The sequence below is a fragment of the Niveispirillum sp. FG148 genome, assembly GCF_057809655.1.
On record NZ_JBMDKJ010000009.1, the window covers coordinates 117,730 to 132,045 of the forward strand.

Here is a 14,316-nt window from a genome sequence, read left to right on the forward strand (position 1 = left end):
ATAGGTTCAAGACAGCACATCCGGGTGCCGACAGCATCCGCGTAAGGGAGACCAAAACACATGACTTTCCGTTCCATGATGCTGGCCCGCGCGGCGTTGCTGCCTTTGCTGCTGATGGCGGGCTGTGACGGTGGCGGCAAGGCCACGACCGGCACGACCGTCACCGCCCAGGCCCCCGCCACCGTGACCCCGACGGAAGATGGTCTGGTCGCCACCCTGGCGTCGGGCCCGGCCCGGAAGCTGCGCCTGCAACTCATCAATGACCGTACCATCCGTGTCACGGCCGTGCCCACCGACAGCCTGGACATCCCGGCCAGCCTGATGACCCTGGCGCAGCCGGCCAAGAGTGGCTTCACCGTGGAAGTGGTGGATGGCAAGGTCGCCCGGCTGAAGGCCCCGCGCATCAGTGCCGAACTGGACCTGTTGCGCGGCACGGTGCGGTTCCTGGACAAGGACGGCAAGGAGCTGCTGGCCGAAAAGGACCGCGGCAGCCTGAAGCCGGTGAAGGTGCTGGACCAGGATTACTGGGAAGTGGTGCAGAGCTTCAATCCCGGCACGGACGAGGCCTTTTACGGCCTGGGCCAGCACCAGAACGGGGTGCTGAACTGGAATGGCGAGGATGTGCGTCTGGCCCAGCACAATATGGACATTGCCGTCCCCTTCCTGATTTCCAGCCGCAATTACGGCGTGCTGTGGGACAATAATTCCATCACCCGCTTCGGCGTGCCGCATGATTATGCCGACCTGAATGCGTCCTTCAAGCTGACCGATGCCGAGGGCAAGGAAGGGGCGCTGACCGCCACCTATGCCAAGGATGGTGCTGTTAAGCTGACAAGGCGCGAAGCCGCCATCAACTGGCGCAACCTGGATGACCTGCAGAACTGGCCGGCGGAAGTGGGTGGCAACCGCCGTCCCGACAAGGCGCGCGACACGCCGGGCCAGAAAGTGATCTGGGAAGGCAAGATCAGCACGGACAAGCCCGGCATCCACAAGTTCCAGCTTTATTCGTCGGGCTATGCCACCGTCTTTGTCGATGGCAAGGAGGTGATCCAGCGCTGGCGCCAGAACTGGAACCCCTGGTTCCATAATTTCGAATTGGAGCTGACGGCGGGCACGGCCCATGACATCCGCGTGGAATGGACGCCTGATGGCGGCTATATCGGCCTGCTGCATCAGGACCCGCTGCCGGCCGACGAACGCCACGCCCTGACCCTGTCGGCCGAAGCCACCAAGGCCCAGGATTATTATGTCGTCGCCGGCAGCAGCACCGACGATGTCATCAAGGGCTATCGTGAGTTGACGGGCAAGTCGGTGATCCTGCCGCGCTGGGCCTATGGTTTCTGGCAAAGCCGGGAGCGGTACAAGACCCAGGACGAAATTGTCGATACGGTGAAGGAATTCCGCAAGCGCGGCATCCCGCTGGATAATATCGTGCTGGACTGGAACTACTGGCCCGAGGATAGCTGGGGCAGCCATGATTTCGACAAGGCGCGTTTCCCCGACCCCAAGGGCATGGTGGATCAGGTCCACAAGCTGAACGCCCGCTTCATGATCTCCGTCTGGCCGAAATTCTATCCGACGACGGCCCATTACAAGGAGCTGGACGCCAAGGGCTATATCTATCGCCGTAATGTCGAGAAGGGGGAGCGCGACTGGATCGGCGACGGCTATCTGAACGCCCATTACGATCCCTATGCCAAGGAGGCGAAGGAGATCTATTGGCGGCAGATGCGTGACAAGCTGAATGTGCTGGGCGTGGATGCCTGGTGGCTGGACAATTCCGAACCGGATGTCCATTCCAACCTGCCCATGGACGAGCTGAAGCTGCGCATCGGGCCGACGGTGCTGGGGCCGGGGGCGGCGTACTTCAATTCCTATCCGCTGGCCCACACGACCGCCGTCTATGAGGGCGAGCGGCGCGACGATGGGGCCAAGCGCGCCTTCATCCTGACCCGGTCGGCCTTTGCCGGGCAGCAGCGCAACGCCATGGCCGTCTGGTCGGGCGATGTGGTGTCGCGCTTCGTCGATCTGGAACATCAGATCGCGGCCGGCATCAATACCAGCCTGTCGGGCCTGCCCAACTGGACCACTGATATTGGCGGCTTCGCCCTGGAAAAGCGGTTCGAGGCCACGCCCATGGCCGCGGCCGATCAGGCCGAATGGCGGGAGCTGAACCTGCGCTGGTTCCAGTTCGGCGCCTTCAGCCCGCTGTTCCGCAGCCATGGCCAGTTCCCGCTGCGCGAGATCTGGAACATCGCCCCGGAAGGGTCGGACATCTATAATTCCATGGTCTGGTACACGAAGCTGCGGTACCGGCTGCTGCCCTATATCTACACTTTGGCCGGCGATACCTGGCACAAGGACGGCACCATCATGCGCGCCTTGGTCCAGGATTTCCCCGCCGATCCCAAGGTGAAGGATCTGGGCACCGAATATCTGTTCGGTCCGTCCATCCTGGTGGCACCCGTCTATAGCCAGGGTGCCACCACCAAGGAAGTCTATCTGCCGGCTGGCGCCAACTGGGTGGATTTTTACACGGGTGAGAAGCGGCCGGGCGGGCAGGAAGTGACGGTCGACGCACCCCTGACCCGTATCCCGCTGTTCGTGCGCGAAGGCAGCATCATCCCCACCGGGGCGGCGCTGCAATCCACGGCGGACAAGGATGACGGCACCTTGTTGATCAATGTCTATGCCGGGGCCGACGGGACCTTCGAGCTGTACGAGGATGAAGGCACCACCTATGGCTATGAACAGGGCCAGTTCACCCGCATTCCCTTCACCTGGAACCAGGCCGCCGGCACCCTGACCATCGGCACCCGCCAGGGGAATTTCCCCGGCATGGTGGAGAAACGCGCCATCCAGGTCCGCTGGATCGACGGCAAGAATGACAAGGCCGCCGATTTCGGCGTGAAGGGGGACAAGAGCGTTGTCTATGAGGGCAAGGAAGTCGTGGTGAAGCGGTGAGGGCAGGGGGGAGGGGGGGCGTCGGCATCATCCGAAACGCCCTCTCTCCCGTCATCCCGGCGAAAGCCGGGACCCAGGGGCCAGTTGCCCTACCTCTCAGCAGCTTCCAGCGACGCAGCGTTGAGGTTTGATCCCGTGGCCCCTGGGTCCCGGCTTTCGCCGGGATGACGGGAAAAGAAATTTCAATTAATGAGAATACTCCCCCTCCCATCCCTGCCAGGACCCCCCATGCACCCCACCCGCCGCACCCTTTTCGCCGCCGCCACCCTGCCGCTGCTGCCCGCCCTGCCGGCGCTGGCCGCCGATTGGGCGAACCGGGGGAAATATGCGGAAGCCAACAAGGCCGATGCGGCATTGCCGGCGAAGCAGCGCCGGGTGGTGTTCATGGGCGACAGCATCACGGAAAACTGGGCGCGGCCGGAATATGATGGCGCGTTCTTTCCGGAAAACGGCTTCATCGGCCGGGGCATTTCCGGGCAGGTGACGGCGCAGATGCTGCTGCGCTTTTCCGATGAGGTGCTGGCCCTGAAGCCCAGGGCCGTCCATATCCTGGGCGGCACCAATGACCTGTGTGAGAATGACGGGCCCTATGACCCGGACTTCACCCATGACAACCTGACCGCCATGGCCACGCTGGCCAAGGCCGCCAGGATCAAGGTCTATATCGGCTCCGTCCCGCCCGCCAATCAGGTGCCCTGGCGCCTGAGCGTGGGCGATCCTACCCCGCGCATCCTGGCACTGAATGAATGGATCGCCGGCTTCTGCAAGGCCCAGGGCCACACCTATATCGATTACTGGCCCGTGCTGGCCGGGGCCGACAAGGCGCTGAAGCCTGAACTGGGCGTGGACCCCGTCCATCCCAACCGCGCCGGCTATCTGGCCATGAAGCCGGTGACGCTGCGCCATCTGGGCTAGAGCGGCTTTCCTTTGACTGGAAAACCGCTTCGGCGGCTATTCCTCCCGCCAGGCCAGCAGCCGCAGGGCGTTGAAGACGACCAGCAGGGTCGAGCCTTCATGCAGGGCCACGGCGGGGCCGATGCCCAGACCGAATATCGTGGCGGGCACCAGGAAGGTCACCATACCCAGGCTGACGAGCAGGTTCTGGCGGATGATGGCGCCGGTCTGACGACTGAGCCCCACGGCAAAGGGCAGGCGCGACAGGTCGTCGGCCATCAGGGCCACATCGGCCGCTTCCAGCGCCACATCCGACCCGGCGGCCCCCATGGCGATGCCGATGCTGGCCGCAGCCATGGCCGGCGCATCGTTGACACCGTCGCCCACCATGGCCACGGGGGCATGGTCGCGCAGATTGCGGATGGCGGCCACCTTGTCATCGGGCAGAAGGTCGCCCCAGGCCTCTGTCACGCCGACCTGGGCGGCGACCGCTTCGGCCACGCGCCGGCTGTCGCCGGAAATCATCACGATACGGTCCACCCCCAGGGCGCGTAGCCGGGCCAGGGTCGGGGCGGCTTCGGCGCGCGGGCTGTCCATGACGCCGATGACGCCCAGATCGCGGTCCCCCCTGCGCACGGCCATGGCGGTGCGGCCGGCGGCCCGCAGCTCGTCTGCCGCCTCACGCATGGCGGCAGACAGGGGCGCGATGCCGTCGGTGCCGAACAGTTCCGGCTTGCCGATCAGCACAGGCTCGTCATCGACGCGGGCCATCAGCCCCTTGCCCGTCAGGCTGACCAGATCGCTGGCCGGGGGTGGGGCGGCACCCAGCATGGCGGTGGCGTCGCGGGTGATGGCGCGGGCCAGGGGATGGTCGCTCAACCCTTCCACCGCGGCGGCCGTGGCCAGCAACTCCGCCTCCGTCCCGCCGGGGGCGGCCCACAGGTCGGTCAGGCGCGGCCGGCCCGCTGTCAGGGTGCCCGTCTTGTCAAAGGCGAAGGTGCGGATGCCGCCCAGCAGTTCCAGCGGCCCCCCGCCCTTGACCAGCACCCCGCCGCGCGCGGCCCGCGCGATGCCCGACAGCACTGCACTGGGTGTGGCGATGGCCAGGGCACAGGGGCTGGCTGCCACCAGCACGGCCATGGCGCGGTAGAAACTGTCGCGGAACGGCTCGTCAATGACAGTCCAGGCGAACAGCAGCAGCGTGACCAGGGCCAGCACGGCCGGCACGAACCAGCGCTGAAAGGCTTGCGTGAAATTCTGGGTGTCCGACGTGCGGGTCTGGGCCGCTGCCACCATGCGGATGATGCGCGACAGGGTGCTGTCGGCCGCCGTCCGCGTCACCTCGATCTCCAGCAGGGTGGAGCCGTTGATGGTGCCGGCATAGGCGCGGTGGTGCTGGTCCAGCCGCGACGGGTCGGCCCGTGCCGCTTGCGCATCGGGGACCGGTTCCTTGTCGGCGGGCAGGCTTTCGCCCGTCACCGGCGCCTGATCAATGCTGCCGTTCCCGGCCAGGATGAAGCCGTCGGCGGGCAGGCGGCTGTCGGGCTTCACGATGACGTGATCGCCGATGGCCAGCGCCTCCACCGGCACTTCCTCCACCCCGTCGCTGCCCCGGCGCAGGGCCGTGCGCGGGGCCAGCTCTGCCAGCGCCCGGATGGCCTGTTTGGCCCGGCCCAGCGCATGATGTTCCAGGGCATGGCCCAGACTGAACAGGAACAGCAGCAGCGCCCCCTCGGCCCAGGCGCCCAGGCTGGCGGCACCGGCGGCGGCGACCAGCATCAGCGTATCGATCTCAAACCGCCGCTGCCGCAGATTCTCCCACGCTTCGCCAAGGGTAAAGAAGCTGCCCTGCCCGAAGGCGGCGACATACAAGGTGGTGGACAGCCAGACCGGCGCCGCCGGCAGCAGATGTTCCACGCCATAGCCCGCTGCCATCGTCACGCCGCAACCAATGGCCACCATCAGTTCGGTTTGGGGCCCGCCCATGCCGCCATGATCATGATGGTCATGATGGCCGTGGTCATGATGGTCATGCCCGCCATGGTCGTGGTGACCGTGGGCCGAGGGAGAGGTCAAGGGCCGGCTCCTGCGCTGTGCATCAGCCCGCACTATGGCCCCCCGACGGCTGGGCGCAAAGTGCGTCAGATCACGCCGGCCGCATCCAGGGCCGCAATCACGCGGGCCTGACGTTCGCGGTAGAAGGCGGGACCGTCGGGCGGCAGCACCGACCCATCCGGCCCCAGCATGCCGTTGCGACGCTGCGCCTGCCCCGACCCATAGGCATCGGCGAACAGGGCCAGGGGCAGGCGGGCCGGCATGTTGCCCATGCCCGGCCGCCGGCGCCAGGCGCGCAGGGCGGCGATGTCGATGCTGGCCACGGCCGTCATGCTTTCGCCATAGCCGGCTTCGGCCAGGACCAGCCCCCGGTGATCGATGATCTTCGACCCGGCATCGGTGGAGGCGGCGGGAATGGCGATATCATCGATGCCGGCCGAATTGGCGGAGACGACATAGGCCAGATTCTCGATGGCGCGGGCCTGCTTGGCGATATTCTTGGGCGTGGGCAGGGGGCTGCCGGCCTCGGACGAGGAATGCACAAAGATCTCCGCCCCGCGCAGCGCATGGGCCCGCGCGATTTCCGGATAAAGGATCTCCTCCGACGCGATGGCGGATATCCGCCCGATCTCCGTATCGGCCACGGGGAAGATGGCGTCCCGGCCATAGATATCGATATAGCGGTCCCAGACATCATAGGGGCTGGGCGCGAACATGGAGATCAGGCGGCGATAGCGCAGGACCAGCGCCCCGTCCGGTCCCAGCACGAAACTGGTCTGGAAATAGAGGCCGGGGAAATGCGGGTCGCGTTCATAGGCACTGCCGGCTAGGAACAGGTCGGCCGCCCGTGCCGCCGCACCCAAGGCCGCATATTCCGGCCCGTCCATTTCCAGCGCCGCCTTTTCCGCCCAGACGGAGGGCGGCTCCCCCATGGGAAAGCCCGTCAGGAAATATTCCGGCAGCACCACCAGCCGCACATCCGGCCCGATGAAGCGCTTGGACGCCAGGATCTGATCCTGGATGCGGACGATGGATGCCTTCATCCGCGCCCGCGCCGAAGCGGTGTCCGGGCAGCGGTTGACGGCGTGGCAGGCCACCTGCAGCGCCAACGCCATGTAGGGGGAGGGGGAAAAGGTCACCGAAGCCTCCGTGCTTTTGGCTGGGCGCGGCCGTTTGGCATCTCGCCAGCAACAGTTTAATGATATACCTTTATATCAAACAGAGGCCAGGAGAAACGCCGATGCCCATCGCCGTCCGCAATCCCCGCACCGGTCTGACCGATCATTGGATCGAACCGGCGGATGCGGCGCAGGTCGCGACCCTGGCGGCCCGGCTGCGCGCGGGGCAGACGGCCTGGGCGTCGCTGCCGCTGGACGGCCGGGCCGGGGCGCTGCGCCGGCTGGCGGCGGTACTAGGCGACCATGCCGACGCCATTGTGCAGGCGCTGGAGACCGATACGGGGCGGCGGCGCATTGCGCGGCTGGAACTGGACGGCGTGCGCGGATCGATCCTGGGCTGGTGCGCGGCCACGCCGGGCCTGCTGCCCGATGGCTGGGTGCCGGGGCGGACCAATCCCGCCATCCGGCATGCGCCGCACTGGGTGCCCTATGGGCTGGTGGGCGTGATCAGCCCCTGGAACTTCCCGCTGACCCTGTCGCTGATCGATGCCATCCCGGCGCTGCTGGCCGGCTGTGCCGTGCTGATCAAGCCGTCGGAGGTGACGCCGCGCTTTGCTGAACCGCTGGCGGCGGCCATCCGTGCTGCGGGCCTGTCCGATGTCATCACCCTGGTCCAGGGCGATGGGCAGACGGGGCAGGCCGTCATCGATGTTGCCGACTGCATCTGCTTCACAGGGTCGGTGGCGACAGGGCGCAAGGTGGCGGTGCGCGCGGCCGGCCGTCTGATCCCCGCCTTTCTGGAACTGGGCGGCAAGGACCCGCTGATCGTGCTGGCCGATGCCGATCTGGATGCCGCGGTCACGGCGGCCCTGCGCGGATCGGTGCAGGCGACGGGGCAGGCCTGTCAGTCCATCGAACGTATCTATGTCGCCCGCCCGCTGTTCGATGAATTCGTGAGTCGGCTGGTTCGGCAGGCGGAAAAGGTCCGTCTGAACCATCCGGACATCACCCAGGGGGAGATCGGCCCCATCATTTTTGCCCGACAGGCGGAGATATTGGCAGATCAGATCGCCGACGCCGTGGCCCGGGGAGCCCGGGTGCTGACGGGGGGAACGGTGGAGGATCATGGCGGCCTGTGGCTGCGCCCGACCGTGCTGGTCGATGTCACGCACGACATGGCGGTGATGCGGGAGGAAAGTTTCGGCCCCCTGCTGCCGGTCATGCCGTTCGACAGCGAGGAACAGGCCATCACCCTGGCCAATGACAGCGAATATGGCCTTTCCGCTGCGGTTTTCGCCGGCTCGCTGGACCATGCGGCGTCGGTGGCGCGGCGTCTGGTGGCCGGTGCCGTCAGCCTGAACGACGCGGCCCTGACGGCCCTTTTCCATGAGGCACCCAAGCAGAGCTTCCGTGACAGCGGCGTGGGACCGTCGCGCATGGGGATGGACGGGTTCACCCGCTTCTTCCGCCGTCAGGCCCTGATCGCCCAGACGGGCCGCCCGTCACCTTTGTCAGCGGTGTCGGAAGATGCGTGAAGCGGGTGACAAGCTCGAAACTGCATGCTAATGGTATAACAATAGATCATTTCATGGGCGATATCGGCGGCCGGAGGGGTTCCGGGGCCGCAAGGGTCGGTTGTCGCCCGAGCGAAAGGAATGTGGGGAATGGGGCTGTCACTGGTCGAGAAATTGTGGGACCGGCATCGCGTCGCCGATCTGGGCGACGGGACGGACCTGCTTTATATCGACCGCGTGCTGCTGCATGAGCGCACGGGTTCCATGGCGCTGAAGGGGCTGAAGGAACAGGGCCGCGCCGTGCGCCATCCCGACCGCGCCTTTGTCTGCATGGACCATATTGTCGACACGCTGCCCGGCCGCACGGATGAGACGACGATGCCGGGCGGCACGGCCTTCATCCGCGAAACCCGCGCGGCGGCGACAGAGGCTGGCATCCGCATCTTCGATATCGGCGACAACCGTCAGGGCATCGTGCATGTCGTGTCGCCCGAACAGGGTATCGCCTTGCCCGGCGCCACCCTGGTCTGCCCCGACAGCCATACCTGCACGCAAGGCGGCCTGGGTGCCTTGGCCTGGGGCATCGGGTCGACGGAGGCCGCCCATGCGCTGGCCACGCAGACGCTGGTGGTGAAGCGGCCGCGCACCATGCGTGTGCGGTTTGAGGGGGCTCTGGCCCCCGGTGTGGGCGCCAAGGACATGATCCTGCACCTGATCGCGGCCTATGGGGCCGGCGGCGGGGCCGGCTATGCCATTGAATTCGCAGGCTCCACCGTGGCGGCCTTGTCGATCGAAGCGCGCATGACCTTGTGCAACATGGCGGTGGAGTTTGCCGCCTGGACGGGGCTGGTGGCGCCCGATGCCAAGACCATCGACTGGGTCCATGGCCGCCCCTTTGCGCCGACGGGCGATCTCTGGGACAAGGCTGTCGCCGACTGGCAGGGGCTGGTCAGCGACGAAGATGCGGTCTTCGACAAGGAGATCATCATCGATGCGGCTGCCATCGCCCCCACCGTCACCTGGGGCACCAGCCCGCAGCACGCGCTGCCGGTGACGGGCACCGTGCCCGACCCGGCCCAGGCTGCCGATCCGGCATTGGCCCAGGCGCAGCGCCGGGCGCTGGATTATATGGGCCTGACGCCGGGTACGAAGCTGATCGGCCTGCCCATCGATGGCGCCTTCATCGGCAGCTGCACCAACAGCCGCCTGTCCGACCTGCGCGCCGCGGCCGCCGTGCTGAACGGCCGGCGGGTGGCCAAGGGTGTGCGCGCCATCTGCGTGCCCGGTTCCATGCAGGTGAAGGCGGCGGCAGAGGCCGAGGGCCTGCACCTGATCTTCATGGCCGCCGGCTTTGAATGGCGCGAAAGCGGCTGTTCCATGTGCTTCTTCGCGGGCGGGGAACATTTCGGCAAGGGGGAGCGTGTCGTCACCTCCACCAACCGCAATTTCGAAAACCGCCAGGGTCCGGGCACCCGCTCGCATCTGGCCAGCCCCGTGACCGTCGCGGCCTCGGCCATTGCCGGCCATATCGCCGATGTCCGCGCCTTGTTCCGCCAGGAAGGGGAGGGTTGATCCCATGGAAAAGTTCACCCGCCTGACGGGCGTCGCCGCCCCGCTGTTCCGGCCCAATATCGACACCGACGCCATCATCCCGTCGCGCGAAATGAAGCGCGTGTCCAAGGAAGGGCTGGGGGAGGGCATGTTCGCCGACTGGCGCTACAGCGATGTGGCCGCCCGCGTGGAAAACCCGGATTTCGTGCTGAACCGCCCCGGTTTCCGCAAGGCACCGATCCTGCTGGCCGGGCCCAATTTCGGCTGTGGCTCAAGCCGCGAACATGCCGTCTGGGCGCTGCAGGACTATGGCGTGCGCTGCGTCATCGCCCCCAGCTTCGGCGCCATCTTCCAGGGCAATTGCGTGCGCAACGGCATCCTGCCGCTGGTCCTGCCGGAACCGGCCGTGGCGGCGTTGGCGAAAGTGACCGATCCGCAGGTGCTGACCATCGATCTGGCCGCGCAGAGTGTGCGTGTGCCCGACGGCACGGAACTGCCCTTCACCATTCCCCCGGCGGACAAGGAAATGCTGCTGGAAGGGCTGGACGCCATCGGCATGACGCTGAAACGCCTGCCCGCCATCCAATCATTCGAGGGCGCCTATCGCGCCCGGCAGCCCTGGCTGTTTTTCTGAACCCGATCTTCGAGGTTGTCGACATGTCGCAGGACGACAAGACCCAAGCCCTGCCGCTGGCCGGATTGAAGGTGGTGGAATTCACCCACATGGTCATGGGCCCCACCGTGGGCATGGTGCTGGGCGACCTGGGCGCCGATGTGGTGAAGGTGGAACCGATCGGGGGCGACAATACCCGCCGCCTGCTGGGATCGGGCGCCGGTTACTTCCCCATGTATGGCCGCAACAAGCGCAGCCTGTCGGTCGATCTGAAATCGCCGGAAGGCAAGCAGATCGCCCTGGAGCTGATCGACAAGGCCGATGTCCTGATCGAGAATTTCCGCCCCGGCGCCATGGATGCCCTGGGTTTCGGCGAAGAAGCGCTGAAGGCGCGCAATCCCGGCCTGATCTATTGTTCGGCCAAGGGCTTCCTGTCCGGCCCCTATGAACATCGCGCGGCCCTGGATGAGGTGGCGCAGATGATGGGGGGCTTGGCCTATATGACGGGGCCGCCGGGCCGCCCCTTGCGTGCTGGCGCCTCGGTCATCGACGTGATCGGCGGGCTGTTCGGCGTCATCGGCGTGCTGGCAGCGCTGATCCAGCGCGGAACGCTGGGCCGCGGCCAGACCGTGAAGTCTGCCTTGTTCGAAAATTGCGTGTTCCTGGTCGGCCAGCATATGGCCCAGTATGTGGTGACGGGCACGGCCGCCCGGCCCATGCCCGTGCGCATTTCCGCCTGGGCCATCTATGACCAGTTCCAGACCAAGGATGAACAGACGGTCTTTGCCGGCGTCGTCACCGACGGGCAATGGGTCGGTTTCTGCAAGGCCTTCGGCCTGGATGATTTCGCGGCGGATGAGACGCTGGCCAAGAATAATGGCCGCGTTCAGGCCCGCGACCGCATCATCCCGGTGGTGCAGGACCTGTTCCGGACCTTCACCAAGGCCGAATTGCTGGCCAAACTGGAAGAAATCGGCCTGCCGTTCGCGCCCATCAACCGGCCGGAAGATTTGTTCGAAGATACGCATCTGGAGGCATCGGGCGGGTTGCTGGAACTGCATCTGCCTTCCGATCAGCGGCCCATCCGCCTGCCGGCCCTGCCGGTGGAAATCGATGGGCAGCGCCCCGCCATCATCCATGATCTGGCCAAGCCCGGCCAGCATACGAGCCAGATTCTGGCCGAACTGGGCTACGACCATGCCCGCATCGCCGATCTGCTGGCGCGCGGTCTGGTCGCACAGGCGGAGGATTGAGCGATGGCCGGTACGTTCATCGAAATTTCCGAGGTCGGCCCCCGCGACGGGCTGCAGAGCATCAGCCCGATCATGCCGACCGAGGCCAAGAAGGCCTGGATCGCCGCCGAAGCGGCGGCGGGTGTGCGGGAGATTGAGGTCGGGTCCTTCGTTCCGGCCAAGATCCTGCCGCAACTGGCCGACACGGCCGAGCTTGTGGCCTATGCCCGCACCATCCCCGGTCTGACCGTGGCCGTGCTGGTGCCCAATCTGAAGGGCGCAGAGGCTGCCATTGCGGCCGGCGCCCACAAGATCACCATCCCCCTGTCAGTCAGCGAAACGCACAGCCTGCGCAATGTCCGCCGCACCCATGCCCAGATGCTGGACGAAACGGCCGCCATCGCGGCTTTGATCAAGGCCCAGCCGGAAGGCAACCGGCCGAAATTCGAAGGCGGGTTGTCGACCGCGTTTGGCTGCACCCTGGAAGGGGTGGTGCCGGAATCCAAGGTGCTGGAAATCGCCGAGGCGCTGATGAAGGCCGGCTGTGACGAGGTCGGCCTGTCCGACACCACCGGCTATGCCAACCCGGCCCAGGTCAAGCGCCTGATCCGTGCGGTACGCGGCGTGGTCGGCGACCATGCCTGTTCGGGCGTGCATCTGCACAACACACGCGGCCTGGGCCTGGCCAATGCCCTGGCGGCGCTCGACGAAGGCATCACCACCCTGGACAGCTCCCTGGGCGGCATCGGCGGCTGCCCGTTTGCCCCTGGTGCGTCCGGCAATATCGTGACCGAGGATCTGGCCTTCATGCTGGCCGCCATGGGCTACGAGACGGGCATCGACCTGGAAAAGCTGCTGGCGGTCCGCCAGGTCGTCAAGGACGCGCTGCCCGACACGGAATTGTATGGTTTCACGCCCGACGCGGGGCTGCCGAAGGGGTTTTCCGGCGCCTGGGGGGTGTAATACCAGGGCCGGAAAGTGCCGACCACAGGTCGGAACTTTCCGGTATCGGTATAAGGCACCGGGGCCCGTCGGCGCCAGCCGATGGGGGGAGGGGGAGGGCGACCCGCATCAACGCCGCCCCCCTTACCTCGCCTTGTCCAGGGTGACATGGCCGCCACCCAGCCGGGGGCGGCCTTCTTCTTCGGCGCCGAGCGGCGCCACCTCCACCAGCGTGGCATGGCAGCGGCGGGTCAGGTCCTGATATTCGGCCGTGCCCTGTGACTTCCAGGCGATTTCCTTGTCGCTCAGTTCGCGCACCACGCGGGCCGGCTGTCCGGCGACCAGCGTGCGCGGCGGCACCTGCATGCCGGCCTTCACGAAGGACATGGCGGCCACCAGCGCATCTTCGCCGATATCGGCATTGTCCATGACCACGGCATTCATCCCCACCAGCGCATTGCGCCCGATACGGCAGCCATGCAGCACGGCCCCGTGCCCGATATGCCCGTCCTTTTCCACCACGGCGGCCGCGTCGGGAAAGCTGTGCATGACGCAATTATCCTGCACATTGGCCCCTTCCTTGACGATGATGCGGCCGAAGTCCCCGCGCAGCGCCGCACCCGGCCCGATATAGCAGCCGGGGCCGATGACCACATCGCCGATCAGCACGGCCGTGGGATGGACGAAGGCGGTGGGATCGACCACGGGCGTCAACCCGTCAAAACGATAGCAGGGCAAGGCACTTACTCCTGTTTTGGGGCTCGTCCGGCCGGTCTTCTGTGATAAACCGGTTCCAGCGGATTTTCAAAAACGGGGCATCGGGCGGGCATGGCGCGCAAGCAGGCAGCCGATTATGAGCAGCGGCGGGAAGCCATCATCGACCGGGCGGCGGAACTGTTCGCGGCCAAGGGCTTCCTGGGCAGTTCCGTCGCCGATCTGGCGGACGCGTGTAACACCTCCAAGTCCCTCATATATCACTATTATCCGTCGAAGGAGGACATCCTTCACGCGGTCATGGCCTCACATATCGAGCAATTGACATCGGCCGCGGCGGAGGTGTCGGACAGCAAGGGTCCGGCGCCGGACCGCATCCGTCATCTGGCCCTGACCTTCATGCGGCTTTATGTCGGGGCGGCGTCACGGCAGAAGGTGCTGCTGAATGACCTGTCCTATCTGCCCGACGCGGCCCGGGCGGAAATCGTGGCCGGTCAGCGCCGGCTGATCGCCATGGTGGAAGCCATCCTGGCCGACCTGCACCCGCCCCTGGCCTGCGACGGCGCGCGGCGCAAGGCGGCGGCGATGCTGTTCTTCGGCATGATCAACTGGACCCACACCTGGTTCCGGCCCGATGGCGTGCTGTCGGCCGATCAGGTGGCCGACATGGCGGTCACCCTGCTGCTGGACGGGATCAAGGGGCTGGGCTGAGATGGGGG

General features: G+C 66.3%; 11 protein-coding genes. 8 read left to right on the forward strand and 3 right to left on the reverse strand.

The window, feature by feature from the left end; all coding sequences use genetic code 11:
* Positions 1-60: 60 nt before the first annotated feature.
* Together ACODTW_RS12285 and ACODTW_RS12290 are read left to right on the forward strand one after the other, a co-directional pair.
* A complete protein-coding gene (locus ACODTW_RS12285) occupies positions 61-2,964 on the forward strand; it encodes a glycoside hydrolase family 31 protein (RefSeq protein WP_488946305.1) in 2,904 nt (967 codons plus the stop codon).
* A gap of 228 nt (positions 2,965-3,192) precedes the next feature.
* Positions 3,193-3,879, forward strand: a complete 687-nt coding sequence (locus ACODTW_RS12290) for a GDSL-type esterase/lipase family protein (protein WP_488946306.1) — start codon at positions 3,193-3,195, stop codon at positions 3,877-3,879.
* 36 nt (positions 3,880-3,915) lie between these two features.
* Here the strand turns inward: ACODTW_RS12290 and ACODTW_RS12295 are convergent, their stop codons facing one another.
* Together ACODTW_RS12295 and ACODTW_RS12300 are read right to left on the reverse strand one after the other, a co-directional pair.
* Complete coding sequence (locus ACODTW_RS12295) at positions 3,916-5,934, reverse strand: heavy metal translocating P-type ATPase (protein WP_488946307.1); 2,019 nt, start codon at positions 5,932-5,934, stop codon at positions 3,916-3,918.
* Positions 5,935-5,999: 65 nt separating this feature from the next.
* Positions 6,000-7,052, reverse strand: coding sequence for a nitrilase-related carbon-nitrogen hydrolase (locus tag ACODTW_RS12300; RefSeq protein WP_488946308.1), 1,053 nt, complete (start codon positions 7,050-7,052; stop codon positions 6,000-6,002).
* Between the two features lie 101 nt (positions 7,053-7,153).
* Here ACODTW_RS12300 and ACODTW_RS12305 point away from each other — a divergent pair, with 101 nt between their 5' ends.
* The 5 genes from ACODTW_RS12305 (at position 7,154) to ACODTW_RS12325 (ending at position 12,904) form a co-directional block, all read left to right on the forward strand.
* Positions 7,154-8,566, forward strand: coding sequence for an aldehyde dehydrogenase family protein (locus ACODTW_RS12305; RefSeq protein ID WP_488946309.1), 1,413 nt, complete (start codon positions 7,154-7,156; stop codon positions 8,564-8,566).
* A 129-nt stretch (positions 8,567-8,695) separates the two neighbouring features.
* Complete coding sequence (gene leuC, locus ACODTW_RS12310) at positions 8,696-10,117, forward strand: 3-isopropylmalate dehydratase large subunit (protein WP_488946310.1); 1,422 nt, start codon at positions 8,696-8,698, stop codon at positions 10,115-10,117.
* A gap of 4 nt (positions 10,118-10,121) precedes the next feature.
* Positions 10,122-10,730, forward strand: coding sequence for a 3-isopropylmalate dehydratase small subunit (gene leuD / locus ACODTW_RS12315; RefSeq protein WP_488946311.1), 609 nt, complete (start codon positions 10,122-10,124; stop codon positions 10,728-10,730).
* A 23-nt stretch (positions 10,731-10,753) separates the two neighbouring features.
* Positions 10,754-11,962 carry a CaiB/BaiF CoA transferase family protein gene (locus tag ACODTW_RS12320; protein WP_488946312.1) on the forward strand — a complete coding sequence of 403 codons (1,209 nt, stop codon included), beginning with the start codon at positions 10,754-10,756 and terminating at the stop codon, positions 11,960-11,962.
* 3 nt (positions 11,963-11,965) lie between these two features.
* Complete coding sequence (locus ACODTW_RS12325) at positions 11,966-12,904, forward strand: hydroxymethylglutaryl-CoA lyase (protein ID WP_488946313.1); 939 nt, start codon at positions 11,966-11,968, stop codon at positions 12,902-12,904.
* A 123-nt stretch (positions 12,905-13,027) separates the two neighbouring features.
* On the opposite strand, the gene ACODTW_RS12330 is transcribed toward ACODTW_RS12325, so the two are convergent.
* A complete protein-coding gene (locus ACODTW_RS12330; protein ID WP_488946314.1) occupies positions 13,028-13,621 on the reverse strand; it encodes a phenylacetic acid degradation protein PaaY in 594 nt (197 codons plus the stop codon).
* 90 nt (positions 13,622-13,711) lie between these two features.
* Here ACODTW_RS12330 and ACODTW_RS12335 point away from each other — a divergent pair, with 90 nt between their 5' ends.
* The gene (locus ACODTW_RS12335; protein ID WP_488946315.1) at positions 13,712-14,308 is read left to right on the forward strand and encodes a TetR/AcrR family transcriptional regulator; all 597 of its coding nucleotides are present in this window, start codon (positions 13,712-13,714) and stop codon (positions 14,306-14,308) included.
* Positions 14,309-14,316 lie beyond the last annotated feature (8 nt).

Excerpts from the sequence above, each read along its gene's own strand:
- ACODTW_RS12285 (WP_488946305.1), top strand. The coding sequence starts at position 61 with ATGACTTTCCGTTCCATGATGCTGGCCCGCGCGGCGTTGCTGCCTTTG.
- ACODTW_RS12290 (WP_488946306.1), top strand. The coding sequence starts at position 3,193 with ATGCACCCCACCCGCCGCACCCTTTTCGCCGCCGCCACCCTGCCGCTG.
- ACODTW_RS12305 (WP_488946309.1), top strand. The coding sequence starts at position 7,154 with ATGCCCATCGCCGTCCGCAATCCCCGCACCGGTCTGACCGATCATTGG.
- leuC (WP_488946310.1), top strand. The coding sequence starts at position 8,696 with ATGGGGCTGTCACTGGTCGAGAAATTGTGGGACCGGCATCGCGTCGCC.
- leuD (WP_488946311.1), top strand. The coding sequence starts at position 10,122 with ATGGAAAAGTTCACCCGCCTGACGGGCGTCGCCGCCCCGCTGTTCCGG.
- ACODTW_RS12320 (WP_488946312.1), top strand. The coding sequence starts at position 10,754 with ATGTCGCAGGACGACAAGACCCAAGCCCTGCCGCTGGCCGGATTGAAG.
- ACODTW_RS12325 (WP_488946313.1), top strand. The coding sequence starts at position 11,966 with ATGGCCGGTACGTTCATCGAAATTTCCGAGGTCGGCCCCCGCGACGGG.
- ACODTW_RS12335 (WP_488946315.1), top strand. The coding sequence starts at position 13,712 with ATGGCGCGCAAGCAGGCAGCCGATTATGAGCAGCGGCGGGAAGCCATC.